The sequence below is a fragment of the Haloarcula amylolytica JCM 13557 genome (assembly GCF_000336615.1).
Taxonomy (GTDB): Archaea; Halobacteriota; Halobacteria; order Halobacteriales; family Haloarculaceae; genus Haloarcula; species Haloarcula amylolytica.
Genome location: NZ_AOLW01000047.1, coordinates 1 through 26,697 on the forward strand (window position 1 = coordinate 1; position 26,697 = coordinate 26,697).

Here is a 26,697-nt window from a genome sequence, read left to right on the forward strand (position 1 = left end):
CGCCAGGAGTCCGGTCATGCCGACCTGGCTACAAACCTGAAACTCCCAACCTAGCGGTGCGGTGCCGCGGGAATCCCACGCCTGAAGGCCTGGGAGGAGGTCAAGGGGGCGACTGGTCTCCCGAGCGCTGTGACGATTCCTGCCTGTTCGCCGGGACCAGTATCAGCTTGTAGTACAGTCCGAACAGACACAGGGCGATACCGACGCCGACGAGCACGTCAGTCACTGCGTGTTCGTTTATCGCGTGGGTAACGATCGACACATCACCGACGGGTGTGTGAAGTGGCTGGAGAGGCATATGTACTGATTTATCTATTAGCTGTAAAAAGCCGGACTAATGTTCTCAGCCGTTGAGAACCAGTCGTCGGCAATCACCCGACAGCGACCCAACTCGACACGGAGTCGGGGCCAGCGATGGTGGCTGTCCGGCGTCCGGACAACCGCTCCGAAGGCCGGTTCTGTGACGCTGTTTGCAGACAGAAATACCGGGTGTGGCAGCCGTTCTCCCTGTCGTAACGCTAAAGAGTCGAACGTACGTCTATATGTGTAAGATGACTATCGAAATCCGTCTCCGGAGGTGGTGCTGTGGGCGTCGAGATTAGGGAGTCACCTGTCTCAGCCGACGCGTTCGAGGATATGAAGGAGTTCGTCCACGACTACCTCGCGGCGAGCGTCGAAAACGAAGAAGAGGGCGGCCGCATGCGCTGGTACCCGTGGCACTCCGCGGAATACCGCTTCAACCACATCCTCAACGTCGTCGACATCGCGACAAAAATCGCCCGCAAGGAGGGGGCGAACGTGGACGTGACTCGCGTGGCAGCGTTGTTTCACGACATCGCGAAACTGGAAGCCGAGCAGGACCTCCACGCGGAAGCCGGCGCTCGGATCGCACGCGAGTATCTGAAGGCACACGGTGACTACCCCGAATCGTTTATCGAACAGGTCTGCTCCGCCGTCGATGCCCACTCGTATCAGGGGCCGCTGGACGACCTACCCCTGGAAGTACAGTGTCTCATCGAAGCGGATATTCTGGATAAGGTCGGCGCGAACGGGACCGCCCTGATGCTGTTGCGGATGGGCTATGAGTCCCGGACGCACATGGACGCGGCCGAGATGGTCGACCGGGTCATCGAGCGCGGCGAGGACGCCCGCGAGCGTGTTCAGAGCGACACCGCCGAGTCCATCGTCCACCAGCGGCTCAAGCGGACCCGCTGGTTCCAGGAGTGGCTGACGATGGAGGTCGCCGAAATGGCCGTCGAAGACGACCTCGACGACGTGGCGACCGGAATGGGCGACTCATAGCGCTCGCAGCAGGAACAGGACGCCGGTCCCGGCGAGAACAGCGGCGCTGATCCACGCGATTAGCGGTGCGAGTCGTTCGATACGCGTTCTCGCGGCGACAATCGCCGCCGGAAACCCCGTAATCCAGAGGCCGATACCGCCGAAAAACCCGCCCAGCAGCACCGGATGCCCGGTCTGTACGGTTAGCGCATCAGTCCCGACCGCAGGCACGTACGACGCCACGTCGACCACGCCGGGTTCGAGGAGGCCGACGCCGACGGTGAGCCAGAAGGCGACCTGATAGGGGTTCGTCAGCGCCAGCACCAGCGCCTTGCGAAAGCCCCGGCTGTCCCCAGACGCGACCGACGAGTCCCCCTCGGTAACTGTTGTATTCGCTTCTTTGACTGCTCCGTACGCGAACCAGAGCATCAGGAGCCCGCCGCCCCCGACCATCACGCGCCGAACGCCTGGTGTCTCGGTGATGACTGTGGCGGCGCCGAGCACGGCGAGTACGAGGAAACAGGCGTCAGCGGTCATCGCGCCGAGGCCGGCGAAGAAGCCGGCCCGCCAGCCCCGAAGCGCGCTCTCCTCGGCAATAACGGCGTTCATCGGACCCGGTGGCGCGGCGAGCGCGAGGCCGAACAGGACCCCACCGAGAGCTGTCGGGACGAGCGAGAGCGCGCCGAGCTGGAGCAGGCCGAGTGAGTGATGCATCTACAGTCGGTGAAAACAGAGAGAAAATCCTACAGACTTACAGCTTGCCGGCCTTCTGGAGCTTCATCAGGCTGTCTCTTATACACATCTCTGATGGCGCGANCTTCCTCGCGAGCGGCTTCCTGCTTCTCCTCGCGCTGGGAGCGCTCCTGCTCCTCTTCCTTCTTGTCGAGCTCGCGGAGGCGCTTCTGGACGCGGACGAAGTCCTCGTGGTGCTGGTCGGCCGCTTCCTGCGCTTCGACGAACTCCTCGTGTTTCTCGTCGGCCTCGTCACGGATCTCGTCGGCCTCGCGGTAGGCCTCGATCATCTCGTTGTGGTGCTTCTGGGCCTCGTCGGCCAGCTCCGTGACCTTCTGGTGGTGCTTTGAGGCTTCCGAGCGGACCTCTTCCGCTTCCTCTTTGAGCTCTTCGAGGTCGCCGCCCTGGTCGAGCTTCTCCTGTTTCTCCTGGAGCTTCTCGCGCTTGGTCTCGATCTTCTCGATGAGCTCCTTCTCGTCCTCCGAGGAGAGCACTTCGGTCTGTTGCTTGAACTCGAGGTCTTCGATCTCCTCTTTGAGTTGTTCGACCGACGTGCCCTCGTCGAGTTCGAGGTCGTTTTTCAGGTTGTCGACCTTGTCGAACAGCTCGTTTGCTTCCGCATTGAGCTCGTTGCGCTGGTCCTTGTGCTCCTGGACCTGCTCGTTGAGCTCGTCGCGCTTCTCGCGGTGTTCCTGCGCCTCGTCAACCTTCTCGCGAGTCTTCGCGTTCAGGTCGTCACGGGCGGAGGCCCGCTCGGACGCCATCTGGTTCAGCTCGTTCCGTCGGTCGCGGAGCTGGCCGGCGAGTTTGATGAGCTCGCCTTTCGATTTGTTTTCGAGATCCTCTTCGGTTACTGTAACGTTCTTTGATTCGTCTATCGAGTCTGCCATTGTTGAATCCTCTATGCCATCACCGCTTCAGCACAGACAGTCGGCCCACTACTGAGGGGCTGACACCAATAACAAGGGTTCCCTCTCATGTTGGGCTGAAAGCGATACTGCCTGAACGCGGAAGCGTTCTGGTGTCTACGAATAGAGGAGGATATTGTTTAAACATTCCGGTGCATTGAATACCGCGTCAACGTCTCACACGCCGCAATTCGGCGGGGGACCCGGTCGTAACCCCACCGGATTACCCTTGTATATCACGGACCTATATTACTGACTAATGGTGTATTCGTTTTTGACGACCCGCTGCCCGTCGGTGACGGCGAGTGTCACCTCGTCGCCGGCCGACAGCGTGAGTGTGTCGACGGGGACGCGGGCGAAGGGGCCGACGGTGTGTTCGGCCTGCTCGCGCTCGCCGTTGTAGTCCCACTCGACGGTGAGGTTCGTGCTCTCCGGCCTGTCGTGGAGGACGACGACGTCCCGCTCTCCGGGACTGGGCGCGGAGAGGACGACCTGTGTAGGCTCGTAGCTGTCGGCGAGCACGTCGTGTGCCGTCTTTTCGCTCCCGTCAGCGGCGAGTACACCCATGCCCGCGTCGCCGACGTCCCGGAGGCTGTCGAGGACGACGACCGGTGCGCGGCGCTGGCGCAATCCCTCGGCCACCTCGCGGACGACGTCAGCCTGGTACGCCTGTGACGCCGCCACCCCGTCGTCGATGTGGCGGTCGTGCCGGGCGCGGTCGAACCCCGGGGTATCCGCCGGGTCAGCCGTCCCGAGCGCGCCGGCCCCGAAGCCGGCGACGACGTCGCCGACGCCGAACTGGGAACAGAGCCACGGGAGGTCGGCCGTGTCGCCGTACCGCCACCCCGGGTACAGCGTGGCCGCGTCGGGGTTGATTCCGGGCGGGCCGACCACCGGGAACGTCGGGACGGAGTCCACGGCCCCAGCCACTGTCTCGGCCTCGGTGCTGTCGTATCCGGTTCGCCAGGCCCGCCAGCGAAAGCGCAGTCGGTCGAGGAACCCGGACCCAAGGCCGTCGGCGTAGGGTGACACTGGCTCGTCGTGAATGCCGACCGCCGCGAAACTGGGATGCTGCGCGTAAGTCGCATCGAGCCGTGCCGCGAGATTGGTTCCCCGTTCGTTGTCGAACGAACCGGGGCCCGACAGCGGGAGGTCCTGCCAGAGCAGGACGCCGTGGTCGTCACAGGCGCGGGCCACTTCCGGCGGCGTCCCCTGCGCCCGAACCCGGACCAGATTTGCGTTGGCGTCGACGGCCCGCTCGACGTCCTCCGCGGTCGGGTCCAGCAGTGTCACGCCGCGAACCGGTACCTCCTCGCCGTTGACCTGCAGGCCGTCGTCGTACGAAACAGTACGTAGTCCCGTCGTTACCGAGTGTTCGTCGTCATCGAGCTTCGCGCTGAGGACGTAGCGGGACTGGTCGCCGCGGTCGTGGGGCCACCACAGCGACGGGTCGCGCACGTCTATCGTGTAGGTCACCGACGTCGTCTCCTCGTCGGTCGAGACGCGAGCGCGGTCCATCATCCCGCCGCCGCGAACGTCACCCTCCGGCCGGAGCGAGAGCGTGATCCGGTCGTCGAGCGGCTCTTCGGTCAGGACGGTCGCCGACACTTCCACTGTCGCATCGGTTACGTCCGCTTCCGACACCTGCGGCTGGACCGAGAGCTCGCTCACACAGGGGTCCGGTCGGGTTTCGAGGGCCGCGCCCCACCAGATGCCCGGGACACAGCGCTCCGGCGGTAGCTGGTCGGTCGCGTGCAAACCGCCGAAACGGTCCGCCGGCGCGCGACACTCCACGACGATCCGGTACTCCTCGCTCTCGGGGAGTCGAACCCGGAGCGGCTCGAAGTAGGTGTCGTGGCTGGTGAGCAGATCACTGTTGCACCACACGCGTGTGTGCGCGTACGCTCCGTTCAGCACCAGCAGCGTGTGTGCGTCGCTCTCGTCCCGCGGGTCCGAGAACGTCGTTTCGTAGGCCACGGCCTCGGCGCCGGCGAACCCCTCGGGCCGGCCGGGCACTGACACCGGTTCCCACGACTCCGGGGACGGCATCTCGTCGTCCGGCGCAACCGCCGCGCCGCGCCACTCCAGCGACATACCTTGTGGCCCGTTCCCCGGGGGCATATCCTTTGCCCCACGGCTTCACTTTCACTTTCACTCCGGGGATGGCTCGCTTTGACATAGGTAGCCACCTACTATCCAGATATGCTCACCGAACTGCACGAGGCGGCGACACCGACCTGCGAGGCCCAGCACTGCGAGCGCCCGCTCGGCGAGCCAGCGCTGGTGTTCGAGACCGAGGCCGGCCGCCGCGAGGCCCACGAGTGCGCCTGCGGTGCGGTGACGGTTACCGTCGCCCGGTCGGAGTCGTCCCGCTGAAGTACGCCCGGCAGTGACCGGGAGGTATGACACTCGAAGAAGTGGTCCACGCACAGGGCCACGAGAACGTCTCCGGCGAACACGCGAGTACACTGGAAGTGACGAGCGACGACTTTCTGACCCCTGCAGGTGACTGTATCCTCGCCATCGACGCCGACCGCGTCCCCGCCGACTTCGACAGCGAGTTCGTGACGGCTTGCCAGGACGCCGACGCGACGATTACGGCGACTATCGAAGCCGGCGATCAGGTCGTTACCGTGACCGGGACCGGCCACCCCGACCTGTCCTTCGAGAACGACCGGAGCCACGTCCTGCGGACGAGCGACTACGTCGACGACCGGACTGTGATGGTAAACGCCGACGCAGCGGCCGGCGACGTGGACCGGGGCCTCGTCGAAGCGCTCGCTGACGGGGCCGATGCGACGCTGACGCTGGCTGTTGAGCCAAGTAACTAGTACCGCAATTTCTGCTATCGTTCGCGCCGCTGTCCGGCGCAGTCAAAAGAAAACAGGTTGTGAACGGCTTACGACGACGAGATGACGTCGTCGATACGGACGATCATCGTTGCCGCCTCGGTGGCGGAGTCGACCGCTTCGCGCTTGACAGCGGCGGGGTCGAGGATGCCGTAGTCGACGGGGTCACCGACGACACCGGTCTGGCCTTCGCTGATGATGCCGGCGATGCCCTCGCTCTCGTGTTCGGCGCGGAGGTCGACGAGCGCGTCGATGGCGTCGAGGCCCGTGTTCTCCGCGAGCGTGCGGGGGAGCACGTCGACGGCATCGGCGAACGCTTCGACGGCGAGCTGCTTGCGGCCCTCGATGGACGCCGCTTCGGAGCGGATGTGGTCGGCGATGGCGATTTCGGTCGCGCCTGCGCCGGGGACCACACCGCCGGCGTCGAGCGCGGCGATGACGGTGTCGAGCGCGTCGTTGAGCGCGCGTTCGAGCTCGTCGACGACGTGTTCGGTGGAGCCGCGGGCGATGACCGTGACGGACTCGGCGGTCGCGCCGCCGGTGATGAACGTCACGTCGTCGTCGCCCTGCTTCTCGACGTCGACGCTGTCGGCGTGGCCGAGCGAGTCCTCGTCGAGGGCTTCCAGCGAGCCGACGCGCTTCGCGCCGGTGGCCTCGACGATGTCCTTGGCGGTCGAGGAGCCGATGCTGTCGGCGACGAAGACGCCTTCCTTGGCGAGCTGGGAGGCGACGCGGTCGGCGACGTCCTCGGTGACGAACGCAACGTCAGCGCCGCTTTCGACGACTTCCTCGGCGTAGCCGCTGAGTTCCTGCTCCTCGGCGTCGAGCGCGGCGTTGAGCTGGTCGACGCTGGAGACGTTGTACTCGGCGTCGATGTTGCTCTCGCGGACGTCGAGTTCGGTGTCGATGACCGCGATGGACGCGTCCTCGACCGAGGTCGGCATGTTGTCGTGGACGGCCGTCTCGTCGACGATGACGCCCTCGACGAGCTTGGTCGCGGAGGAAGCCGCACCCGTCTGGGTGTGGACTTCGATGTTGTCCCGGCGAACGCCGTTGTCGCTCTTGGCGTGGCGGACGGCGTCGACGACGACTTCGGCGAGTTTCTCGGCCTCGACGTCACCGGTGCCCTTGCCGGTCATCGAGGATTCGGCGACTTCGACGAGCGTCTCGTCGTCGAGGTCGACGTCGAGGACGATCTCGTTGATAGCGTCCTGTGCGAGTTCGGATGCGGCAGAGTACCCCTCGACGATTGTCGTCGGGTGGACGTCGTCGTCGAGCAGGTCCTCGCCTTTCGTCAGCAGTTCCCCGGCCAGCACGGACGCCGTCGTCGTGCCGTCGCCCACTTCGTCCTCCTGGGTCTGGGCGACTTCGACGATCATCTGGGCCGCGGGGTGTTCGATGTCCATCTCGGAGAGGATGGTCGCCCCGTCGTTGGTGATGACCACATCACCGTCGTCGGAGACGAGCATCTTGTCCATGCCGCGGGGACCGAGCGTGGTCCGTACGGACTCGCTTACGGCCTTTCCGGCGGAGATGTTCGATGACTGTGCGTCCTTCCCGTGTGTGCGCTGGGCGTCCTCATCAAGGATGAAAAGAGGCTGGCCGCCCATGCGTCGCTGGCCAGATGACATATGTGTTGAACCTCACTTAAGACAAGGCAAGCGGTTCTATATAAAACTTTCTAACGGCGTAGACCGTTCGTCGGGCGACAGCGCCGTGCTGTCCCTGTAATCCCGGCTGGACCTACACACCTTTTAATATGGGTGTATACACACCGTATAGTAGATGCTGGAGTTGGAGCACGGCTTTCGGGTCGTCGACGTGCACGCGCGACTGGAACCCGACGAGCAGCGCCGACCCCGAGACGGCATGGGTGACCCGGAGCAACTAGAACGGGAGATGCACCAGGCCGGCGTCGTCCGCTCCGTCGTCTTTCCCGGCGAGCGAGACGGCTCGTATCTGAAAGCGAACAACGCCGTCGCCCGGATGACTGTCGAGCGGCCGATGGTCGCCTTCGCCAGAGTCAACGGCGCTCGGGACCCGGGGACCGGTCCCGGGTCGACCCTTCGCAACCTCGCGAGTAGTCGCACGGAGGAACACACCTCGCCCGAGGACATCGAGCAGTACGCCTACGACGACCGCTTCTACGGCTTCAAGCTTCATCCACCGACGGACGGACTACCCGACGAGGACGTCCTCGCAGAACTGGAGTCCGTATCACTGCCTGTCATCGTCCACGGCGGCGAGGGGTTCCCGCCCGAGACCGTTGCCGAGACCCTGCTCACCTACGACTTCCCGGTCATCCTCTCGCATTTCGGTGCCCACCCGCTCCGGCGGGACCTGATGGAACGAGCTATCGACCTGCTGGAGACCCACGACAAGCTGTATCTCGACACCAGCGCGGTCCGCTACCGGCGGCCGATGGAGCGGGCGATTCTGGAACACCCTGACCGCGTTCTCTTCGGGAGCGGCGTCCCGAGCGTTCACCCGAACGTGGCTGTGATGGAGATACTGACCTTAGACGTGCCCGAAGACGCGATGCGAAAGGTGTTCTCGAACAATCCGAACCGCGTTATCGAGGCGCTGGCCCCCTGACTGCCGGCGGCCGCCGCAGCGGAAGCGCGGGGACGGTCGTCGGTTACCGCCAGTCGTACACAGTCACCGCGCGGTCCGCTCGCGCGGAGCGGCCGTTCGGGTTCCGACAGGGTGTCCGGTCGGTCACGCGTGCGCGGAGGCCGTCGACGATGCCGGACCCAACGCCGCCGAACACGTCCTGCCCGTTGCCGAGCCACTGCGATGGCGTCGTCTCCCCGCGCACGACATCGATCAGCGCGTCCTTCGCGTCACCCGCCGCGTGGCTGAGGAGCCGCCGCAATACGGTCGGGCGGACGTTGTAGTTCTTCACCAGCCGGTAGGCGAGCGAGCGGTACTTCCAGTTCCAGTCGGTCTCCGTGGTGCCGCCGTCGGCCTCGAACTCGCGGCTGACGCACATCTCCGTGCTCCAGTCGACGCCGTAATCACTGGCGGCCATCCGGTGTGCGAAGTCCCGGGCACTGCCGACGTTCAAATACTCGTCGAACCCATCGAGCGCTTCCAGCACCTCCGCGTCGAACGCGACGTTTCCGGGATTGAAATACGTCACGTCGCGGCCGGCTATCGTCCGCGTCTCCTCGGTTTCGGTCGTCATTCCGGCCCAGAGTTGCTGGTGTGTCGGCCCGGTGATGGCCTGGGTGGCCCCCGAGAGCCCGCTTTTCACCGCGTCAGCCCAGCCGGACTCGACCGAGAGTGCCTGGTGGACGAGCGCGATAACGTCTCCCGTTGCCCGGTCGATCCCTGCGTTGCGGGCGACCGTGACTGAGCGGTCGGCGATCTCGACGAGGATCGACACGTCGTCCCGGTCGCGGACCATTCCTGTCGTGCCGTCGGCCGACGGGCCGTTGACGACGATCACTTCGGCATCGGGAACCTGCTCGGTGAGTGCGTCCAGACAGCCGGACAGCTCCTCCCGGCCGTTCAACGTCGGGACCACTACCGAGATATCCATACCTCTGGGTACGGCGGCGAAGGCGCTTAAAAGTCGCGGGAGACGGACGGCGACATCCACTCAGGGAAAACGGGCTGTCCGAGCGGCGGCGAGCTACACGTGGGTGTTCCAGTACGACACCGAGGCCAGCTTTTCGCCGAGTGGCGTGCCTCCGAGCGCCGTATCGAGCGAGCGGAACGAGGCCGCCAGTTCGTTCGGAATCTTCCGGTAGAATCCGTAGGGAAGCAGCCAGTCGTGGTTCGCCTCGGTCAGTTCCAGTCCGGCTCCGTCCAGCAGCCGGTCGATCTCCCAGCGGGAGTAGAGCCGCGACCCCATCGGGAGCGCCCAGTTGTATATCGACCGGGTCGAAAACCGGTTGAACGTATCGAAGAAGACCTGTTCCTTCGAGACGCGGCGCATCTCCGCGAGGAACGCCGCCGGCGTGTCCGCCAGATGGAAAAAGCGCATCGCAAACACGGTGTCGAAGTGGTCGTCCGGGAACGGGAGCCGGGCCGCATCGCCCCGCATGAACTCGACGTGGTCGTCGACGCCGGTCGCCTGTGCCTTCTCACGGCCCTGCTGGAGCATCGGGCCGGAGATGTCCAGCCCGGTGATGTTCGCGCCGCGCTCGGCCAGCATCACGGTGAACCGTCCGGTCCCGCAAGCTACCTCTAACACGTCCTTGTCGGCCACGGGGCCGATTGCGTCGAGGACGGCCTGTTTCTCGCGTCGGTCGATAAGCCGACCGCCACGGGAGAACCGCTTGGCCTCGTACTCTTCGGCCACGGTGTCGGCCTGATACCACTCCTGCCCTTTCACGGTGTATTGCTCACCCCGCGGGGGATAAAACGATACTGGAATCCCCTTTCATCGGTCGGGCTGTTTTCCAGTCAGGCTAGACCCGCTCGCGCTCTCGGCTCTGATAGTTCTGGTCGTACTTTCCGGATAGCGACGAGAACCGCACGATGGCGGTTCTGTATAAGGACACATTAAACACTTCATAGAATCTGTATTATTTGGTCATGCATATAGCCAAGTTTTACCAGTAAGTCTGGAATATCAGCCACTATGAGCGCATTAACTGAAAACGCTGCACCAGCACCTTTCACCGACGAGGAGTTCCGCGACACCCTGCGTGAACTCCCGCCGAGCGCGAAACTCGTCGCGAAGGTGCTAGAGGACGACGCCCCGTTGTCACAGGGCGAACTAGCCGAGAACTCACTGCTCCCGGACCGGACTGTCAGGTACGCCCTGAACCGACTGGAGGAGTCAGAGCTGGTCGACTCGCGGTACAGCTTCACCGACGCGCGCAAACAGGTTTATTTCCTCACAGTCTGACCCGTCGGTATGGACTGGCAGCGGGCCGACGTGCCCGTCCCGACGCGGGCACCGACCGGCAGCACGGCGGCATACGTTTGCGGCGACGAGGCGGCTCTTCTTGTGGACCCCGCGGATACGGATGATGCGCTCGATTCGCTTCTCAGTGACCGCACCCTTGCTCACATTGCGCTCACACACTCCCACCCCGACCACGCCGGTGCCGTCGCACACTACGCCAGAGAGACGAACGCGACGGTCTGGGCGCGGCGTGGCCGGGCGGCCGCATTCGAGGCTGCGACCGGCGTTACCCCTGACAAACTGTTCAGCGAGGGGACGACGATTCCGACCGACGCCGGCCCGGTGACCATCCTCGACACGCCGGGCCACGCGCCGGAGCACGTCGCCTTCGAAACTGACGGGACCGTCGTCTCCGGCGACCTCGCTGTCGCCGAGGGTAGCGTTGTCGTCGGCGCACCAGAGGGCGACGTTCGGGCCTACCTCTCGTCGCTCCGTCGTCTCCACGCCAGAAACCCCGACGCGCTGTTGCCCAGCCACGGGCCGCGTATCGAGAGCCCACGGGAGACCTGTGCGCGCCTCATCAACCACCGACTGGAACGCGAACGACGTGTTCGGGCGGCTGTCAACGACGGGGCCGACACCCTCGACGAAATCCTCGACGCCGCCTACGAGAAGGACCTCACCGGCGTGCGCGACCTTGCCCGTGCGACGGTGCTGGCCCATCTGGAAAAGCTCGCCGCCGAGGGCACTGTTTCGTGGGACGGCGAGCGGGCCGCACTGCATCCAGCGGAGTGACGCCTTTTTGCCTGTCGGCCCGCTACCACGGCTGTGGACTCCCTCGAAACCGAACTCCAACGGGCCCGTGCGCTCGACGAGTCGGAACTGGCCGACGCTATCGAGGCTATCGGGTTCGAATGCACCCGCTGTGGGGCCTGCTGCAAGGCCGAGTCGGCGTGTGGCGAGGACGGTGAGAGCGCCGACGAGGGTGGCGGAGCCGTCGTCTCCGACGGGAACGCTGAGTCCGCCGAAACCGACGCCGAACCACATACAGCGACGGTGTTTCCCGACGAGATACGGCGGCTACAGGCGGCCGGGGAGTACGACTTCCGCGACGTGGCCCGACCGATGCCGTACGGGCTTGCGGATGGCCCGGACGGCCCCGAGGGCGAGACGTTCGAGTGGGCGCTCCAGACCGACGACTGCGGCGACTGCACCTTCTACGCCGAAGACGACGAGGGAACGGGTGCCTGTACGGTCCACGGCGACCGCCCGCTCATCTGCCGGACCTACCCGTTCAGCGTCGCGCTCGGCGGGACGAGCCAGCCGATGGGCGAAGCCGTCGACGAGGAGGGCATGGTCCGCGCCCACGAGTGTGAGGGACTCGGCCGGGATATCTCCAGAGCCGACGCCGAGGAGTTGGCGGCGGCGCTCAAGGAACGTGCCGTTCGGGAACTCGAAGAGGCCATCGGCGTCCGCGACAACTACCGGCCCGTCGACCCGTCAGCCGGACAGGTCGTCGTCCACGACTCCGAAGGGGCAAAGCGCCCCGACGGCAGTGCCTACGAGTAGCCTCAGACGTCGTCGATGATTTCGCCGACCGCGAAGTTCGACTTGACCTCGGTGATCTCGATCTTGACTCGTTCGTCGATTTCGGCCCCCGGAACGATGATAACGTAGCCGCGCTCGACGCGGGCGATGCCGTCGCCCTGCTTCCCGATGTCTTCGATCTCGACGTAGCGCGTCTCACCCGGTTCGACCGGCGGCTGTGGCTGGTCCGGTGGCGTGTCCGACACCGTTTCCTCCTCCGTCTCTGTCCCCTCGTCTGTGGAGATGAGCGCAACACGATAGGTACTGCCCGAGTCGACTGCGCCCGTCTCGATCTCTCGACGCGGGACCTCCACGACGTACCGGTCCCCCTCGTCGCGGATATCGGCACTGAACAGACACAGCAGTTGATCCGAGATTTCCAATGTGATAGACCTCCGTTCGGCCACAAAACGGGCCATTACTAAAGAACTGCCGGAGCGAACGACTGTGACCGTCCCAACTGCGGAGCGACGACGAGCGCTCACGGTGTTTCCCGCCTGTACCAACTACCTGTCGCGTGGCCCAACTCGCGGCAGTATCCCCGGTTCGAGCGAGGGAAAACCGCAAGACTGCAAGCCGTTAACCGTCTGTACCAAATCCCATAAGGGTGTCTCGATACTGTTAGTAACTGTACTAATGAGCGCCACCGCACAAACCCCCGACAGTCCGCTCTCGGACAAGCAGCGACGTATTCTGGAGTATCTCCGTTCCAATGCTGACGAACAGACGTATTTCAAATCGCGGCTCATCGGTGATGAACTCGGTCTCTCAGCCAAAGAGGTCGGGACGAACATGACAGCTATCGCCGACGGCGACCACGATCTGGCTGTGGAAAAGTGGGGGTACTCCTCCTCGACGACGTGGATGGTCGAGACCTGAACCGGTGCCGGCTCGACCGCGGATACGTCGGCACTCCCACTCGGCCGTCCAAACGAGTGAAAACTGTATCCTCACGTAGAGAAAATCCGGTGCCGTCGCTCATTCATCGTTTCAGACGATTTATCCCTGATATATCCGGACACATTGTAAGTGGTGAATGTCTATATTGATAACCATTGAGGCCATAGTTGCACACATCAATGGGCGAGGCTGGCTCCGCCATCCGGGTGCTTCACGTCGACGACGACCGGCAGTACGCAGAGACGACAGCGGCATTCCTCAAGCGAGAACGGACTGCGTTCGACATCGAGACCGCGACGAGTGCAGCAGCGGGCCTGCGTCTGCTCGAAACAGAGTCGGTCGACTGTATCGTTTCCGACTACGAAATGCCCGGCGAGAACGGCATCGACTTCCTCGAATCTGTCCGCGAGGACTACCCTGATCTCCCGTTTATCCTGTACACGGGCCGTGGTAGCGAAGAGATCGCCGGTGACGCTATCTCCGCGGGCGTCACAGACTATCTACAGAAGACGTCAGACACCAGCCACTACGCCCTTCTCGCGAACCGCATCGTCAACGCCGTCGAACAGTACCGGTCACAGCGCGCCCTCGAAGCGAGTAAAGACAGGCTCTCGCTGTTTATCGACCAGTCGCCGCTCGGGTTCGTCGAGTATAACCAGGACTTCGAAATCGTCCGCGTCAACGACACTCTCACAGAGATATTCGGCTACACCGAGGAGGAACTGGTCGGCGAGACGTGGGAGGTGTTCGTCAGCGAGGAAAGCTACGACCACGTCGACGCGGTCACGTCCGCACTTAGCGAGGCCAGCGGTGGCTACCACAGCGTCAACGAGAACGTCCGGAAGGGCGGGGAGCGTATCATGGTCGAGTGGCACAATCGCCTCGTCACTGACGACTCGGGTGGTGTTGTCACTATCTTTTCACACTGTCAGGATGTCACGGACCGCATCGAGCACGAACAGAACCTCGCCCAGTTACGGGACTTCTTCGCCGAGGCGGAGGAACTCGGCGACCTCGGTGCCTGGGAGTTCGACGAAACCGGGACGTTGACCTGGACAGCGGGCACTCGCCGTATCCACGAGGTCGACGACGACTTCGATCCGACAATCGAAGAGGGACTGTCCTTCTATCATCCCGAAGACAGGGAGATGGTTTCGGACGCCGTCGATGCGGCCCTCGAAGACGGGGAACCGTACGATATCGAGACCAGGCTCATCACCGCGACAGGCGACCGTCGGTGGGTCCGGACCCACGGCAAACGCGTCGAAGGCGCGGAGAAGCGGACAGTTCGGGGGTTCATCCAGGATATCACCGAACAGAAGGAGCGCGAACGCAGGCTTCGCGTTCAGAACGAGCGACTGGAGTCCTTCGCCAGTGTCGTCAGCCACGACCTTCAGGGACCACTGACAGTCGCACAGGGCCACTTGGAGTTGGCCCAACAGGCAGTGACCAACGACCACCTCGACAGTATCGACAGCGCTCACGAGCGGATGCAGACGCTCATTGACGATATCCTGACGCTGGCACGGGACGGACGCGAGGCGACGACCACCGAGCCCGTCAGTTTACAGACCGCCGCAAGCGCGTGCTGGGAGACTATCGGGACGGAGAACGGGTCTCTGGTGACCGATACGGACAGTGTCGTCGTTGCTGACCCCCGCCGATTGCAGCGCCTGCTGGAGAACCTGTTCCGGAATTGCGTGGCACACGGGTCGGAATCCTCGCTCTCGCAGATGCACGAAAACAGCATGGAGCAGGGCTCTGGGGGCAGTCTGAGACAGTCCGACGAGACCGTCGAAAGCGATACCGGAGTGACGGTTACCGTCGGTGACATCGACGACGCCAGCGGTTTCTACGTCGCTGACGACGGTCCGGGGGTTCCCGAAGACGAGCGAGACACGGTGTTCGAAGCGGGCTACTCGACTGCGCCCGAAGGCACCGGCTTCGGCCTCGCAATCGTGGCCGATATCGCCGCCGTCCACGGCTGGGATGTCAGTGTGACCGACAGCGAGTCGGGCGGAGCCAGGTTCGAAATTACCGGTGTTGACCGGGAGACGTAACTCGGTGGAAAGAATCAGCTCAGGGATCGTACCGCAGCAGTGAGTCGGCCTCGCCCGCTAGCTCGGCAACATCGTCATCGAACGAGTCGGCATACCGGATCAGCAGGGTCAACACTGTCTCTGGCTCGGTCACCGCGTACCCGTCTTCTCGGGACAGCAGTCCGGCGGACTCCAGGTCGCCGGCGTAGTTGCTCACTGTCGGTCGCGACACGTCGAGTTCGCTGGCCAGTTCAGAGGCCGTCACGTCCGGACGGCGAAGGAGCGTGACGAGCATCCCGCGGGCTGTCGAGCGTCGCAGGTAGCCAAGCGCTACCTGTTCGAACTCGGAGAACTGGCCGGCCGGGAAGTACCGCCGGTAGTCGCCGTCCTTCTGTGAGGCGACGACGTCCTCGTTTTCCAGCCGGTGGAGGTGGTGCTGGGCCTCGCCGGTCCCGAGTTTGAGGTCGTCGCGAAGCTTCGAGAAGTGTGTCCCGGGATGTGCCGAGACGTACCCGGCGATGGCGTCGGGGGCGTCGCTTTCGCTCCCGCTATCGCCGAAGCGGGCAAACGGGCTCGCTGCACCGAGGGCGGCAAAGCGACGGAGCGTCGCCCGCTTGTCCTCGTCCACGTCGCCCTCACGCGTCATTGCTACCGAAAAGGTGGGTCGGTAATAAAACGTCTTCGCCTGGTTATCAGGACTAGTCGTCCTTATCCACTTCTGACGTTCGCGTCGTGTCGTCGGGGCCGCCGGCCACGTCAGTCGTGCTCGGGTCGTCGTCGATTTCGGCGTCCATCTCCTCGATGACGTCGTCGGCGCTGTCGACGCCGGAGTCCTCGCCGTGTTTGATCTTCTGGGCTTCCTCTTCCATGGCTTCGACGTCGACCTGCGCTTCCTCGTCGATCTGGCCGAGGATTTCCTCGATATCGTCGAGGCCGAGCATCTCGCGGGTCTCGTCGTCGAAGTCAAGGGCTTCCAGCGCGTGCCCGTTCTCTTTCACGTCGGAGCCCTGGAGGTGCTTGCCGTAGCGGCCCACCAGCGAGGTGAGTTCCTGCGGGAGGATGAACTTCGTCGACTCGCCCTGGCCGATCTCGGCCAGCGTCTCCATCCCCTTGTCGATAACAGCACGCTCGCCCATCGATTCGGCGGATTTCGCACGCAGCACGGTCGAGATTGCGTCACCCTGGGCTTCCAGGATCTGGCTCTGTTTCTCACCCTGGGCGCGGATGATGTTCGACTGCTTGTCACCTTCCGCCGTCTCGATGGCGGAGCGCCGTTCACCCTGGGCTTCCAGAATCATAGCACGGCGTTTCCGCTCGGCGGAGGTCTGTTGCTCCATGGCCTGCTGGACGTCCTTGGACGGGTTGACCTCGCGGACCTCCACGCTCTCGACGCGAACCCCCCACTCGTCGGTGGGTTCGTCGAGTTCCTTCCGGATGCGGGCGTTGATTTCGCCCCGCTTGTTCAGCGTGTCGTCCAGTTCCATGTCACCCAGCACGGCACGGAGGGTCGTCTGGGCGAGGTTGGAGACGGCGCGCTCGTAGTTATCGACTTCGAGGAAGGCCTTCTTCGGGTCCATCACCTTGATGTAGACGACGGCGTCGGCGGTCACCGGCGAGTTGTCGCGGGTGATTGCCTCCTGCCGTGGCACGTCGAGCGTCTGGGTACGCATGTCGAACCGCGTCACGTCTGAGACGAAGGGATAGATGAAGTGAATCCCCTGGTCGAGGACGCCGCGATAGGTGCCGAGGACCGTGTAGGCACCTTTCTGGTACGGGCGGATGATCACGACGCTGGAGTACACCAGCGCGATGGCGATCAGGAGGAAGATTACGGTAACGAAACCGATGAGTCCTCCGGGTTGTAGCGGTGCTGTCGCGGGGAACATGACAGTCAGACCTCCGGAGCGCTCAAGGAAAAGGCTTCGGTGTCCCTGTCACAAACTACCGAATTACACACCTACGCCCGCTCGGATTCCCGCTCCGGTTCGGCGTCGTCGTTCTCGCTGCCCCGGTTTCGATCACGTTCGAGTGCGCGGTCGATTTCGTCGCTCGCCGACTCTACCGGCTCGACATCCAGCACGTTCCCGCCGCCGGGGTCGATGACGATGACCTCCGTTCCCTCCTCTATCGGGTCGCCGGAACTGCGGGCCTGATAGTACGGATTGAAGCCGCCGTCTTCCAGTTTGACCTCGCCGTCACTTCGGGTCACGCGCTCGGTCACAGTCCCGAACTGGCCAGTAAGCGAGTCGGAACTGAGCGTCTGTCCGCGGCCCGGCGCGGCGAAATCGAGCTTTCGATACCCCCAGAGCGTGACCGCCGTGGTCGCCAGGACGATGACTGTGAGGATGAGCGGCGCGAAGATACCCAGGCTCGCTGGGATGAACAGCCCGACCAGCCCCGCTGTCAGCAGGGCCACGCCGAGGACGAAGAAGTGAGTCCCGGGGGCGAGTGCTTCGCCCACGATGAGGCCCGCGCCGGCCAGAAACAGCAGGATGGAGAGCGACATACCTAACAGTGGTTCGGTCTGCAGTGTGGCAACTGCCGCCAGCGGGTTCACCATGCCCCGACTTAGTGTCGGAGCAGGATTAAGTGTCGGGGTAGAGAGCGCGACTCTGAAGGTGCCGATGTAGCCTCACGCATCGCTCGTCCGGACAAAGAACCCGTACAGTACAGCGGTTCCGAGCGCGACAGACAGGACCACGCCGCCGAGTATGGACGGCGCGTACATCTCCGCCCCGAGGAACATCCGTCCGAGGGCGAGGATCGCGATGCAGACCCCCAGCGCGACGAAGACAACGTTCTCAGGCTTCGGCGCATCGGGAGTCACTTCCAGGTCCGGGGCGAACGAGCCCGCGACCGCGCCCTCCTCCTCGTCGGCCGCGTCCGTATCGGCCGCGTCACCGTCGACCTGAATCACGTCGGCTTCCGTCGCCAGTTCGTACTCCTCGGTGAACGTGTCACCCGTAGCGGCCGCATCGTCTCGTGCGGCCCCGTCGTCATCCATGGTCTGTGATACGTGCCGTGACTACAAAAGCGCTGGCGACTGGGCTTACTTGATGCGGGTCCCCAGCGGCGCGTCCTCGTGGGTGGTCAGCAGGTCCGCCTCGTCACCGGCGGCCAGCACCATCCCGTTGGATTCGATGCCGAACAGCTCGGCCTTCTCCATGTTCGCGAGGAGGATAACGCGCGTCCCGGGGAGGGCCTCGGCGTCGTGGAGCTGTCGCAGGCCGGCGACGACCTGTCGGACCTCGTGGCCGATATCGACTTCCAGGCGCAGGAGTTTGTCCGCGCCCTCGACCGGCTCGGCGCTGCGGATCTCGCCGACGCGCATGTCGACGCCCTCGAAGTCCTCGAAGCTGATGCGGTCCTCGACGAGCGGCTGGAGGTCGGCGGTCTCCGCGTCGTCGTCCCCGTCATCTCCGGCGGCTTCGCCGCCTCCGTTCGAGGCTTCTGTCGAAGCCTCGCTCTCGACCCGCTCTTGCAGTTCCTCGTTCAGGGCTTCGATGTGGTCGTCCTCGACCTGCTCGAACAGCTCCGCGGGCTCGCCGAACTCGGCCGGCGGCGCTTCGAGCGCGCTGTCGAGGGTCACGTCGGCGACCGAACCCTGTTCGCCCAGCTGGCCCCAGAGGCGCTCGGCCTTGCCCGGCAGGACGGGCTGCATGAGCACCGCGACAGCCTTGGTCAACTGCACACAGTCGCGGATGACCTGTTCGGCGCGGTCAGGGTCGTCGTCGACGAGGTTCCACGGCTCGTTGCGCTGGATGTACTCGTTGCCGTAGTTCGAGAGTTCGATGGCGATTTCGGCCAGTTCACGCACGTCGTACTCTCGGACGGCGGTCTCGAAGTCCTCGATTGCCGACTCGATTCGGTCGCGAACGTCGTCGCTGACGGCGGCATCGGGCGTCCCGTCGTAGTTGCGCTCGGCGAACAGCAGCGAGCGGTAGATGAAGTTGCCGACGTTGCCGACGAGTTCGCCGTTGACCCGCTCCTGGAAGCGGTCCCAGGAGAAGTCCACGTCGGTGTCGATCTGTGCGCCAGTGGCGATGTAGTACCGGAACAGGTCGGGGTGGAAGCCGGCATCGAGGTACTCGTCGGCCCAGACGGCGCGGTTGCGCGAGGTCGAGAGCGCCTTGCCGTCGATGCCGACGAACCCGGTCGCCAGAATCGACCGGGGCTCGTTGTAGCCCGCGCCGCGCAACATTACGGGCCAGAACACCGCGTGGTGCTGAATGATGTCTCGGCCGATAACGTGGATAATCTCGCCGTTGTCGTCGGTCCAATCGTCGTCCCACTCGGTGCCGTGGTGTTCTTCGCCGTCGACTTTCCAGACCTGCTCCCAGTCGTACTCGTCGTCGCCGACGCGCTCGGAGTACTGCTTCGTCGAGGCAACGTACTCAATAGGCGCGTCGACCCAGACGTACAGCACGAGGTCCTCGCCGCCATCAACGTCTTCGGGATAGTCCACACCCCAGTCCATGTCCCGCGTGATACAGAGGTCCTGCAGTTCGCCCTCGATCCACTCGCGGGGCTGGTTCTGGGCGTTGTCGGTGCCTTCCAGACGGTCGAGGAAGCCCTGGAGGTACTCCTGGAAGTCTGCAAGCCGAAGGAACTTGTGCTCGCGAGTGCGGTACTCAGCGGGGTTGCCGGTCAGCGTCGAGACGGGGTCCTCGATCTCGCCGGGTTCGAGGTGGCGCTGACACCCCTCGTCGCACTCGTCACCGCGGGCCTGCTCGCCGCAGTAGGGACAGGTCCCCTCGACGTAACGGTCGGGGAGGGGCTGGTCCTCCTCGGTGTCCCAGGCGACCTCGATCTCTTTTTCGTGGACGTGGTCGTTTTCGACCCACGAGCGGACGAACTCCTGAGTCAGCTCGACGTTGGTCTCGTCGTCAGTGTGCCCGTAGTTGTCGAACTCGATGTTGAACTGCGGGAACGTCTCGGCGTAGGTCTCGTGGAAGTCAAGCGCGAACTCCCGCGGCTCGACACCCTCTTCGGCGGCGTTGACCGCCACCGGTGTGCCGTGCATGTCCGACCCCGAAACGAACGCCGTCTGCTGGCCGATTCGCCGGAGGGAGCGCGACAGTGCGTCCCCGTCGACGTACGTCCGGAGGTGGCCGACGTGCAAGTCACCGTTCGCGTAGGGCAACCCACAGGTCACGACCGCCGGCTGGTCCGTCGGAAACTCGTCGTTGCTCATACCTGTTCGTGTGCCACCGACGGGTCAAAAGGGGGTTGGTTTCGGCGTGACTGCCGCGCTCTGAGTCTGCCCAGTCACAACAGCGCGAGCGTGCCGCCGGCAAGCCCGAGTGTCACGACAAGCCGCCCGGCACTGCCGAAGAACGTCGCCACACCGAACCGATAGTAGTCGCGTTCGAGGACGGTGAACGCGTAGATAGAGATCGTATCGGGGAAGAAGGGAACACAGAGCGCGAGCGCCAGGCCGACGTAGCCGTACTTCTGTGCGAGCTGTACCGTCTTCTTCTCCGACCATTCGATGATATTGAACCGTGAGCGCTTGATCCAGCGCACGAGTGGGCCGTACTCCTTTGCCTCCTGACCGATGTGGAAGGCGACGAGACTGCCGAAAGCCTTCCCGAGACCACTGACGAGGATAATCGCCACCAGATTCCCGTTCGTAGAGAGTCCAAGCCGAAGCGTTTCGGCCGGAACCAGCACGACCTCGCTCGGGAGCGGGAGAATGAACGCGATCAGAAACGAGTACACCGCGATGATACCCAGTCCGGTTGGACCGGTGGCCGTACAGACGGCCTCTTCCAGCGGCGACAGTGGGGTGCCGGCGGTCGTACAGTCACCGATGAAGGCAATGAACGCTGTGGTCGGTACTACCAGGTCCACGACCCTCTGTAGCAAACAGGCACTTCTAAACCTTCGTATGTCTTCTCGGGAGTAGTCAATACCAGTATGTTCGGGACCGAGGGCGGCGACGCAGTACCAGTCGAAGTCCGAGACTCAGTACCAGTCGAGGTCCGCCACGAACGACCGCAGCATCGACCGCGTAACGTGGGGCATACACACGACGCGCATCTCACCGGCCCCGGTCTTCGAGACCCGCCAGCCGCGGTCCCGGAGTTCGTCGGTCATCGGCATCGAGAGGTCGGCCGCGACGAGCGGGAGTTCGGGACCGACCACGTCGTGGCCCCGCGCCGACAGCTGGTCGGCCAGCCAGTCGGCGTTGGCCATCGACGTTTCGTACTGCTGCTCGTAGCCAGCCGGCCACAGCGACTCCATCGCCGCGACAGCCGAGGCCACGCCAGCACCCGAGCGCGTGCCGGTCAGCGTGAGCTGGTCCGTCGACTCAAGATACGGCGTTTCGACGGCGAGTTCGTCGAGCAGCGAGCGGTCACGCGCAAGCAGTCCACCGGCGGGGACCGCCGCCTGCCCGACCTTGTGCGGGTCAATCGTCATCGTGTCCACGTCCGCGTGGCCGAAGTGCCAGTCGTGGTCGGTAAACGGGAGGTAGAAGCCGCCCCACGCCGCGTCGACGTGACAGAGTGCGTCGACCGTCTCGGCGAGGTCGGCGATAGCCGGGATCGGGTCGACGTAGCCGTATTCGGTCGAGCCGGCGACGCCGACGACACACACCGTGTCTTCGTCGACGAGTTCGGCCATCGCTTCCATGTTGGCGCGGTAGTCCGTCGCTGGCGCGGTCCGCAGTTCCACACCGAGTACGTCAGCGGCCTTGGTAAAGGAGAAGTGTGCGTGGACGGGCGCGACCACGTTCGGGTCGTCCGTGTCGCTGCGGTTACGGGCGATGCGTATCGCCTGGAGGTTGGCCTCCGTCCCGCCCGAGGCGACGTAGCCCGCGGGGTCCGAGAGCCCGGTGATGTCGCCGAGATAGTCGACGGCCTCGCGTTCCAGGTCGGCGACGGTCTCGTACGTACCGGGGTCCCCGGGGTTCGTCGCGAGGAAGCGTTCCGCCGCTTCGCGTGCCGACGGATGTGGTACGGTACACATCGACGAGAGGACGCGCTCGAAGTCCTGTGGCTCTGCCCGCTGGAGCATCTATCGCGAGTATAGAGGGGGAGCGGTTTAGCCGTTGTGCTCGGGGATGTCCGTTGTCTGCTGTTTATTCGTCCTGACGGCGAAACGGTGGCCAGAACGGGGCAGCCGTCCGTAGTTGGTCCTGTAGCGCTCGTACCAACCGAATTACCAGTTCGACGGCCCGATCTTCTTCGTCGCTTTCGCGCGAAAGCCCGTGGGCCCGATCAGCGACTCGAAGACGGTCTGGCGCTCGGTGTCGAGCGCGCCGCCGAAGGAGCCGACTCGCATCGTCCGATACGTCTCGAACCCCTTGTCGTTGGAGTAGAAGTAGACGCTGCCGTGCAGCAGGCCGTGGATGAGTTCGTCCGACCGCACGTCGCCCGCGGGCCGGTCGAGTTTGACGAAGGCCACGGTCCCCCAGTTGACGACCGCCTCCCGGAGCCCCATGAGGAACGCGATTTCGTGGTTCTGGGGTAGACCGAACTCCGTCGCCCGTTCGAGGTCGGTCAGCGAGTCGATGACGATGAGCGTCTCCGCGGCGTCGCTCACCCGGTCGCTGATGTCGGCAAGCAGTTTCTCGAAGGTCCCCTCGTCGGGCTCCGACTCGGGTGGCTCCGCGTCGGGCTGTTCGATTTCGGCGTCGCTCCGTCGCGCATCGAACAGCGGCTCCGGAACCGGCAACAGCTCCATGAAGCGCTGGGAGAAATCGGCGACAGTCATGTTGTCTGTGAGCGTATCGAACTGGTAGCCGTCGAGCACGGCGTCGAGTTCGCTGTAAACGTGTTCCCGGTCGTGCGAGAGCGTGATGTAGGTCACCGAATCGGGAATTGCCTCGCTCCGCCGGGCGATGCCGTTCGGGACCATCTCGGGCCGGTGTTTCGCGAGCATCAGCGTCGCGAGACTCGTGTAGGTGAACGCGTCGCCGCCCGCGTCCGACGCCCCGGCCAGCAGGACCGTGCTCCCGGTCGGAATCCCGCGGACCTGTCCGTCCAGTCCGGGGATGCCGAAAGGGATGTAGGACACACCGGAACTGATACTCTTGGCTTCCGGTGTCGATTCGGGTGCCATACCGTAACGAAGCGAACGGTGCAAAAAAATCTGCTGGCTACGTCAGGCGGTTGCGGCCTCAGCGGACCGATTCCAGCAGCAGGCGCTGTTCGACGCGCTTGACCTCGTGCTGGACGTCACGCACGGCGTCGATGTTCGGCGAGATGGACGTGACCCCCTCGTCGACGAGGAAGTCGACCATCCGCGGCTTCGAGGCGGCCTGTCCGCAGATGCTCGTGGCGACGTCGTACTCGCGGCAGGTCCCGATGACCTGGCGCATGAGTTCCAGGACGGCCGGGTGGAGTTCGTCGAAGCGGCTGGCGACGTTGCCGTTGTTGCGGTCGAGGGCGAGCGTGTACTGGGTGAGGTCGTTCGTCCCGAAGGAGACGAAGTCGATGCCCGTCTCGCAGATGTCCTCGATGGAGAGCGCGCTCGCCGGCGTCTCGATCATGACGCCCCAGTCGCGCTTCTCGGGGTCGATGCCGACCTCCTGCATCAGCGCCTTCGCCCGCAGGATGTCCTCGGCGTCGGTGACAAGCGGGAGCATCAGTTCGACGTTGTCGTAGCCCAGGTCGTACAGGCGCTCGAACGCACGGAGTTCGAGCTTGAACTCGCCGGGTCGGTCGAGCGAGCGCCGGATACCCCGATAGCCGAGCATCGGGTTGTGCTCGCTCGGCTCGTCCTCGCCGCCCTGGAGCTGTCGGAACTCGTCGGAGGGGGCATCGAGGGTCCGGACCCGGACCGGCCGCGGGTAGAACGCCTCGGCCACTGAGCGGACGCCCTCGACGATCTCGTCGACGTAGGCGCGCTCGCCGTGGTCCTCGACGTAACGCGAGGGCGTCTTGTCCGTCGAGAGGATCATGTGCTCGATGCGCAGCAGGCCGACGCCGTCGGCCCCCGTCGCGGCGGCCCGTTCGGCGGCCTCCGGAATGGAGACGTTGACCTTGACCTCCGTTCCGGTCATCGGTTTGACGGGCGAGTGTGCCTCGACCGGCCCGGCGTCCTCTTCCTCGCCGGTCGTCTCGGGAACCTTGGCCCCTTTCTCGACTGTGCCCTTGTCGCCGTCGAGCGTGACCGTCTCGCCGTCCCGGAGCTTCTGTGTCGCGTCCTCGGCACCGACGACGGCCGGAACGCCGAGTTCGCGGGAGACGATGGCGGCGTGGCTGGTCATCCCGCCCTCGTCGGTGATGATGCCGTTGGCGCGTTTCATCGCCGGGACCATGTCCGGCGTGGTCATTTCGGCGACGATGATGTCGCCGTCCTCGACCTTGTCGAGATTGTCGAGCTTGTCGACGATGCGGACGACGCCGGTGACCCGGCCCGGCGCGGAGCCGATGCCGGAGAGCCGGACCGATTCCGACTGGCTCTCCATCGCCCCGCCGTCGGCGACGCCCGACTGGGCTCCCGGCGGCTGACTCTCGGCTTCATTGGCCGAGCCGGCGCTTTCTTCGGGATCGTCGATGGTGGTAATCGGGCGGGACTGGAGCAGATACACCTCGCCCTCGTAGACTGCCCACTCCACGTCCTGTGGAGTGTCGTAGTGGTCTTCGACGCGCTCGCCGATTTCGATGAGCCGGTGGATCTCATCTTCGGAGAGGACGCGCTCGTTGCGCTTCTCCTCGGGGACGGAGCGCTCGATTGTCTCGCCGTCTTCACCCCGAACACACATCACCTTCTTGTCGGCGACGGTCACCTCGTCGATGGTGCCCGTCTCGCGGTCGACGATGTAGTTGTCGGGCGAAACCGCACCGGAGACGACCGCTTCGCCCAGCCCCCACGCGGCCTCGATGATGGCCGTCGGGCCGCCGGTCGAGGGGTGGCTGGTGAACATGACGCCGGACTTCTCCGCGTCGACCATCTGCTGGACGACGACGGCGATGTCCACGGCGTCGTGCGCGAAGTCGTTCTCGTTGCGGTAGTAGATAGCCCGCTGTGTGAACAGCGAGGCCCAGCACTCCTTGACTCGTTGCAGGAGATCCGCACGCGAGACGTTCAGGTACGTGTCCTGCTGGCCGGCGAAGGAGGCGTCCGGGAGGTCCTCGGCGGTCGCTGAGGACCGCACCGCAACGTCCTCGTCGCCCATCTCGTCGTAGGCGGCCAGCAGGTCCTCGCGGACCGACGGCGGGGTGTCGGTTTCCAGGATCAGCTCCTGGGCGCGTTCGGCCGCCTCGGCCAGCGCCTGCGAGTCGTCGCTGTCGACATCGACGGCCTCGAACAGCGGCTCGTCGATTCCAGTTGCTTCGATGAACGACCGATACGTGTCGGCGGTAACGACGAACGCCGACGGAACGGGGAGGCCCGCTCCGGTCAGTTCTCCGAGAGACGCCGCCTTGCCGCCGACCCGCGCCAGGTCGTCGGCACCGATTTCGTCGAGCCACAGTGTTGGCATGGACTCATTCGTACCATCTTCAACGACAATTAAGGATGTTCCGGTTGCAACCAGTGAGAGATCGCTCTTCACTCGATTTCGAGTGAATTAGGCGGTCAGGCTGCCGGTGCGGTGTGGACGGTCACGCTTCGATAATATCGTCGTCGTCAACAGCAGGGACAGTGACCGTCCCGTCCAATGCGGTCACGCCGCGACCGCCGACCCACACCTCGGTCCCGTCGGTGTCGACCGACACCGTCCCGGGCCGGTCGCGGAAGTGCCCGCCCTCGGCGATGATCTGTTCGATGGTGTCATCGAGCGCCCCGTAGCGACGAACGAACGCCGCGCAGGCTCCCGACGCTGCCGCGCTTACCGGCTCTTCTGTCCGGCCACCCGCTCGGAAGGCTCGGCCGTGGAACGTTGACCGGCGCGTTGCGTCGCCGCCGACGGTGTCGAAGGTGAACGGGTACACGCCGACTGCGTCCGCGCGGTCACAGAGCGAGGCGACGGCAGCCCCGTCCACGGCGATGTTGCTCAGATGCTCGAAGTAGTTGACCGGGACCATGAGCCACGACTCACTCGCGTCGGCCGTCACGAGCGGGAGGTCCGCACCCACGTCCTTGAGCGTGGCCGCGTCGAGTCCGAGCGCGTCCGCGACATCGCTGTAGGGGATATCGACCTCGGTGATGTCGGTCCGGCCCTGCTCGACCCAGACCATCCCGTTCGGTTTGGTTTCGACGGCGATGTCGTCCCCGGCAGTGGCAACGGTCCATTCGGCGTCGTCAATCTCGCCGCGCTCGTAGAGCGCCGCGTGAGCCGCAATCGTCGCCGTCTCAGCCCGGTCCAGTTCCTCGGTCGGCGAGAAACAGCGAAGCCGGCGGTCGGCGTCCGCCGCCGGCAGGACGAACGCCGTCTCGGTGGCCCCCAGTTCGCTGGCGACGGCCTGCATCTGGTCGTCGGTCAGTCCGTCGGCCTCGGGGACGACGCCGGTCGGTGTGCCCGCCGTCGGCTCCGCGGCGAACGCGTCGACAAGCAACGCCTGTCGGGTATCCATGGCACGGAGTTGTGTTGACCCGCAGATAACCTTTTCCGGAGCTAGTCGAAGTTGTCCGGCGGTCGATCCCGT

26 protein-coding genes and 1 pseudogene are annotated in these 26,697 nt (G+C 64.6%); 9 read left to right on the top strand and 18 right to left on the bottom strand.

Translation table 11 applies throughout. The annotated features are described in order from the left end of the window. Nucleotides 1-100: 100 nt before the first annotated feature. Complete coding sequence (locus C442_RS16495; protein WP_008312456.1) at nucleotides 101-298, bottom strand: hypothetical protein; 198 nt, start codon at nucleotides 296-298, stop codon at nucleotides 101-103. Nucleotides 299-585: 287 nt separating this feature from the next. Between C442_RS16495 and C442_RS16500 the strand changes: the two genes are divergently transcribed. Next, a complete protein-coding gene (locus tag C442_RS16500; RefSeq protein WP_008312457.1) occupies nucleotides 586-1,302 on the top strand; it encodes an HD domain-containing protein in 717 nt (238 codons plus the stop codon). Here C442_RS16500 and C442_RS16505 read toward each other — a convergent pair. From C442_RS16505 to C442_RS16515, 3 genes and pseudogenes are all read right to left on the bottom strand, one after another. Beyond that, on the bottom strand, nucleotides 1,297-1,995 hold the full coding sequence (locus C442_RS16505) for a LysE family translocator (protein ID WP_008312459.1): 699 nt from the start codon (nucleotides 1,993-1,995) through the stop codon (nucleotides 1,297-1,299). The genes C442_RS16500 and C442_RS16505 overlap by 6 nt on opposite strands. A gap of 37 nt (nucleotides 1,996-2,032) precedes the next feature. Then, nucleotides 2,033-2,903, bottom strand: a pseudogene (locus tag C442_RS16510) (coiled-coil protein). 267 nt (nucleotides 2,904-3,170) lie between these two features. Beyond that, nucleotides 3,171-5,015: a glycoside hydrolase family 2 protein gene (locus C442_RS16515; RefSeq protein WP_008312464.1), complete on the bottom strand. Its 1,845-nt coding sequence runs from the start codon at nucleotides 5,013-5,015 to the stop codon at nucleotides 3,171-3,173. 108 nt (nucleotides 5,016-5,123) lie between these two features. On the opposite strand from C442_RS16515, the gene C442_RS22290 reads away from it, so the two are divergent. Further along, complete coding sequence (locus tag C442_RS22290; RefSeq protein WP_008312465.1) at nucleotides 5,124-5,297, top strand: hypothetical protein; 174 nt, start codon at nucleotides 5,124-5,126, stop codon at nucleotides 5,295-5,297. Nucleotides 5,298-5,323: 26 nt separating this feature from the next. Next, nucleotides 5,324-5,752, top strand: a complete 429-nt coding sequence (locus C442_RS16520) for a DUF371 domain-containing protein (RefSeq protein ID WP_008312467.1) — start codon at nucleotides 5,324-5,326, stop codon at nucleotides 5,750-5,752. A 68-nt stretch (nucleotides 5,753-5,820) separates the two neighbouring features. Here C442_RS16520 and thsA read toward each other — a convergent pair whose 3' ends face one another. Next, a complete protein-coding gene (gene thsA, locus C442_RS16525) occupies nucleotides 5,821-7,380 on the bottom strand; it encodes a thermosome subunit alpha (RefSeq protein WP_008312469.1) in 1,560 nt (519 codons plus the stop codon). Between the two features lie 175 nt (nucleotides 7,381-7,555). On the opposite strand from thsA, the gene C442_RS16530 reads away from it, so the two are divergent. Then, nucleotides 7,556-8,365, top strand: coding sequence for an amidohydrolase family protein (locus C442_RS16530; protein ID WP_008312472.1), 810 nt, complete (start codon nucleotides 7,556-7,558; stop codon nucleotides 8,363-8,365). 43 nt (nucleotides 8,366-8,408) lie between these two features. Here C442_RS16530 and C442_RS16535 read toward each other — a convergent pair whose 3' ends face one another. Together C442_RS16535 and C442_RS16540 are read right to left on the bottom strand one after the other, a co-directional pair. Continuing rightward, a complete protein-coding gene (locus C442_RS16535) occupies nucleotides 8,409-9,314 on the bottom strand; it encodes a glycosyltransferase family 2 protein (RefSeq protein WP_008312474.1) in 906 nt (301 codons plus the stop codon). A 93-nt stretch (nucleotides 9,315-9,407) separates the two neighbouring features. Beyond that, nucleotides 9,408-10,112, bottom strand: a complete 705-nt coding sequence (locus tag C442_RS16540; RefSeq protein WP_005537823.1) for a class I SAM-dependent methyltransferase — start codon at nucleotides 10,110-10,112, stop codon at nucleotides 9,408-9,410. Nucleotides 10,113-10,361: 249 nt separating this feature from the next. Here C442_RS16540 and C442_RS16545 point away from each other — a divergent pair, with 249 nt between their 5' ends. The 3 genes from C442_RS16545 to C442_RS16555 are packed head-to-tail and all read left to right on the top strand — an operon-like array spanning nucleotide 10,362 to nucleotide 12,200. Beyond that, nucleotides 10,362-10,631 (top strand): MarR family transcriptional regulator, encoded by a 270-nt coding sequence (locus tag C442_RS16545; protein ID WP_004591318.1) that lies wholly within the window; start codon nucleotides 10,362-10,364, stop codon nucleotides 10,629-10,631. 9 nt (nucleotides 10,632-10,640) lie between these two features. Next, nucleotides 10,641-11,426 (top strand): MBL fold metallo-hydrolase, encoded by a 786-nt coding sequence (locus C442_RS16550; protein ID WP_008312479.1) that lies wholly within the window; start codon nucleotides 10,641-10,643, stop codon nucleotides 11,424-11,426. A gap of 33 nt (nucleotides 11,427-11,459) precedes the next feature. Beyond that, a complete protein-coding gene (locus C442_RS16555; RefSeq protein WP_008312480.1) occupies nucleotides 11,460-12,200 on the top strand; it encodes a YkgJ family cysteine cluster protein in 741 nt (246 codons plus the stop codon). Nucleotides 12,201-12,202: 2 nt separating this feature from the next. Here the strand turns inward: C442_RS16555 and C442_RS16560 are convergent, their stop codons facing one another. Further along, nucleotides 12,203-12,601, bottom strand: coding sequence for a TRAM domain-containing protein (locus tag C442_RS16560; protein ID WP_008312481.1), 399 nt, complete (start codon nucleotides 12,599-12,601; stop codon nucleotides 12,203-12,205). Between the two features lie 253 nt (nucleotides 12,602-12,854). Between C442_RS16560 and C442_RS16565 the strand changes: the two genes are divergently transcribed. Together C442_RS16565 and C442_RS16570 are read left to right on the top strand one after the other, a co-directional pair. Next, nucleotides 12,855-13,097: a DUF7123 family protein gene (locus C442_RS16565; RefSeq protein WP_008312482.1), complete on the top strand. Its 243-nt coding sequence runs from the start codon at nucleotides 12,855-12,857 to the stop codon at nucleotides 13,095-13,097. A 200-nt stretch (nucleotides 13,098-13,297) separates the two neighbouring features. After that, nucleotides 13,298-15,178 (top strand): ATP-binding response regulator, encoded by a 1,881-nt coding sequence (locus C442_RS16570; protein ID WP_008312483.1) that lies wholly within the window; start codon nucleotides 13,298-13,300, stop codon nucleotides 15,176-15,178. Nucleotides 15,179-15,197: 19 nt separating this feature from the next. Here C442_RS16570 and C442_RS16575 read toward each other — a convergent pair whose 3' ends face one another. From C442_RS16575 to C442_RS16620, 10 genes are all read right to left on the bottom strand, one after another. Beyond that, complete coding sequence (locus C442_RS16575) at nucleotides 15,198-15,803, bottom strand: winged helix-turn-helix transcriptional regulator (RefSeq protein WP_008312484.1); 606 nt, start codon at nucleotides 15,801-15,803, stop codon at nucleotides 15,198-15,200. 52 nt (nucleotides 15,804-15,855) lie between these two features. Then, nucleotides 15,856-17,043: an SPFH domain-containing protein gene (locus C442_RS16580; RefSeq protein ID WP_008312485.1), complete on the bottom strand. Its 1,188-nt coding sequence runs from the start codon at nucleotides 17,041-17,043 to the stop codon at nucleotides 15,856-15,858. A gap of 71 nt (nucleotides 17,044-17,114) precedes the next feature. Further along, on the bottom strand, nucleotides 17,115-17,717 hold the full coding sequence (locus C442_RS16585; RefSeq protein ID WP_008312487.1) for an NfeD family protein: 603 nt from the start codon (nucleotides 17,715-17,717) through the stop codon (nucleotides 17,115-17,117). 72 nt (nucleotides 17,718-17,789) lie between these two features. Next, the gene (locus C442_RS16590; RefSeq protein WP_008312488.1) at nucleotides 17,790-18,161 is read right to left on the bottom strand and encodes a DUF7312 domain-containing protein; all 372 of its coding nucleotides are present in this window, start codon (nucleotides 18,159-18,161) and stop codon (nucleotides 17,790-17,792) included. A 45-nt stretch (nucleotides 18,162-18,206) separates the two neighbouring features. After that, nucleotides 18,207-20,351, bottom strand: coding sequence for a methionine--tRNA ligase (metG, locus tag C442_RS16595; protein ID WP_008312491.1), 2,145 nt, complete (start codon nucleotides 20,349-20,351; stop codon nucleotides 18,207-18,209). A 74-nt stretch (nucleotides 20,352-20,425) separates the two neighbouring features. Continuing rightward, nucleotides 20,426-21,010: a YqaA family protein gene (locus tag C442_RS16600; RefSeq protein ID WP_008312493.1), complete on the bottom strand. Its 585-nt coding sequence runs from the start codon at nucleotides 21,008-21,010 to the stop codon at nucleotides 20,426-20,428. A 114-nt stretch (nucleotides 21,011-21,124) separates the two neighbouring features. Beyond that, a complete protein-coding gene (mfnA, locus tag C442_RS16605; RefSeq protein ID WP_008312494.1) occupies nucleotides 21,125-22,177 on the bottom strand; it encodes a tyrosine decarboxylase MfnA in 1,053 nt (350 codons plus the stop codon). A 144-nt stretch (nucleotides 22,178-22,321) separates the two neighbouring features. After that, nucleotides 22,322-23,224 (bottom strand): RAD55 family ATPase, encoded by a 903-nt coding sequence (locus C442_RS16610; protein ID WP_008312496.1) that lies wholly within the window; start codon nucleotides 23,222-23,224, stop codon nucleotides 22,322-22,324. A 58-nt stretch (nucleotides 23,225-23,282) separates the two neighbouring features. Then, entirely contained in the window at nucleotides 23,283-25,592 is a 2,310-nt protein-coding gene (gene ppsA, locus C442_RS16615) for a phosphoenolpyruvate synthase (protein ID WP_008312498.1), read from the bottom strand. A gap of 121 nt (nucleotides 25,593-25,713) precedes the next feature. Further along, complete coding sequence (locus C442_RS16620; RefSeq protein ID WP_008312499.1) at nucleotides 25,714-26,625, bottom strand: PhzF family phenazine biosynthesis protein; 912 nt, start codon at nucleotides 26,623-26,625, stop codon at nucleotides 25,714-25,716. Nucleotides 26,626-26,697: the final 72 nt, after the last annotated feature.

Bases quoted from the DNA above. Each gene is read 5' to 3' on its own strand.
- thsA (WP_008312469.1), bottom strand. From the start codon at position 7,380: ATGGGCGGCCAGCCTCTTTTCATCCTTGATGAGGACGCCCAGCGCACA.
- C442_RS16575 (WP_008312484.1), bottom strand. From the start codon at position 15,803: ATGACGCGTGAGGGCGACGTGGACGAGGACAAGCGGGCGACGCTCCGT.
- C442_RS16550 (WP_008312479.1), top strand. From the start codon at position 10,641: ATGGACTGGCAGCGGGCCGACGTGCCCGTCCCGACGCGGGCACCGACC.
- C442_RS22290 (WP_008312465.1), top strand. From the start codon at position 5,124: ATGCTCACCGAACTGCACGAGGCGGCGACACCGACCTGCGAGGCCCAG.
- C442_RS16530 (WP_008312472.1), top strand. From the start codon at position 7,556: ATGCTGGAGTTGGAGCACGGCTTTCGGGTCGTCGACGTGCACGCGCGA.
- C442_RS16585 (WP_008312487.1), bottom strand. From the start codon at position 17,717: ATGGTGAACCCGCTGGCGGCAGTTGCCACACTGCAGACCGAACCACTG.
- C442_RS16515 (WP_008312464.1), bottom strand. From the start codon at position 5,015: ATGTCGCTGGAGTGGCGCGGCGCGGCGGTTGCGCCGGACGACGAGATG.
- C442_RS16580 (WP_008312485.1), bottom strand. From the start codon at position 17,043: ATGTTCCCCGCGACAGCACCGCTACAACCCGGAGGACTCATCGGTTTC.
- C442_RS16545 (WP_004591318.1), top strand. From the start codon at position 10,362: ATGAGCGCATTAACTGAAAACGCTGCACCAGCACCTTTCACCGACGAG.
- C442_RS16505 (WP_008312459.1), bottom strand. From the start codon at position 1,995: ATGCATCACTCACTCGGCCTGCTCCAGCTCGGCGCGCTCTCGCTCGTC.
- C442_RS16610 (WP_008312496.1), bottom strand. From the start codon at position 23,224: ATGGCACCCGAATCGACACCGGAAGCCAAGAGTATCAGTTCCGGTGTG.
- ppsA (WP_008312498.1), bottom strand. From the start codon at position 25,592: ATGCCAACACTGTGGCTCGACGAAATCGGTGCCGACGACCTGGCGCGG.
- C442_RS16520 (WP_008312467.1), top strand. From the start codon at position 5,324: ATGACACTCGAAGAAGTGGTCCACGCACAGGGCCACGAGAACGTCTCC.
- mfnA (WP_008312494.1), bottom strand. From the start codon at position 22,177: ATGCTCCAGCGGGCAGAGCCACAGGACTTCGAGCGCGTCCTCTCGTCG.
- C442_RS16535 (WP_008312474.1), bottom strand. From the start codon at position 9,314: ATGGATATCTCGGTAGTGGTCCCGACGTTGAACGGCCGGGAGGAGCTG.
- C442_RS16620 (WP_008312499.1), bottom strand. From the start codon at position 26,625: ATGGATACCCGACAGGCGTTGCTTGTCGACGCGTTCGCCGCGGAGCCG.
- C442_RS16570 (WP_008312483.1), top strand. From the start codon at position 13,298: ATGGGCGAGGCTGGCTCCGCCATCCGGGTGCTTCACGTCGACGACGAC.
- C442_RS16565 (WP_008312482.1), top strand. From the start codon at position 12,855: ATGAGCGCCACCGCACAAACCCCCGACAGTCCGCTCTCGGACAAGCAG.
- metG (WP_008312491.1), bottom strand. From the start codon at position 20,351: ATGAGCAACGACGAGTTTCCGACGGACCAGCCGGCGGTCGTGACCTGT.
- C442_RS16590 (WP_008312488.1), bottom strand. From the start codon at position 18,161: ATGGATGACGACGGGGCCGCACGAGACGATGCGGCCGCTACGGGTGAC.
- C442_RS16495 (WP_008312456.1), bottom strand. From the start codon at position 298: ATGCCTCTCCAGCCACTTCACACACCCGTCGGTGATGTGTCGATCGTT.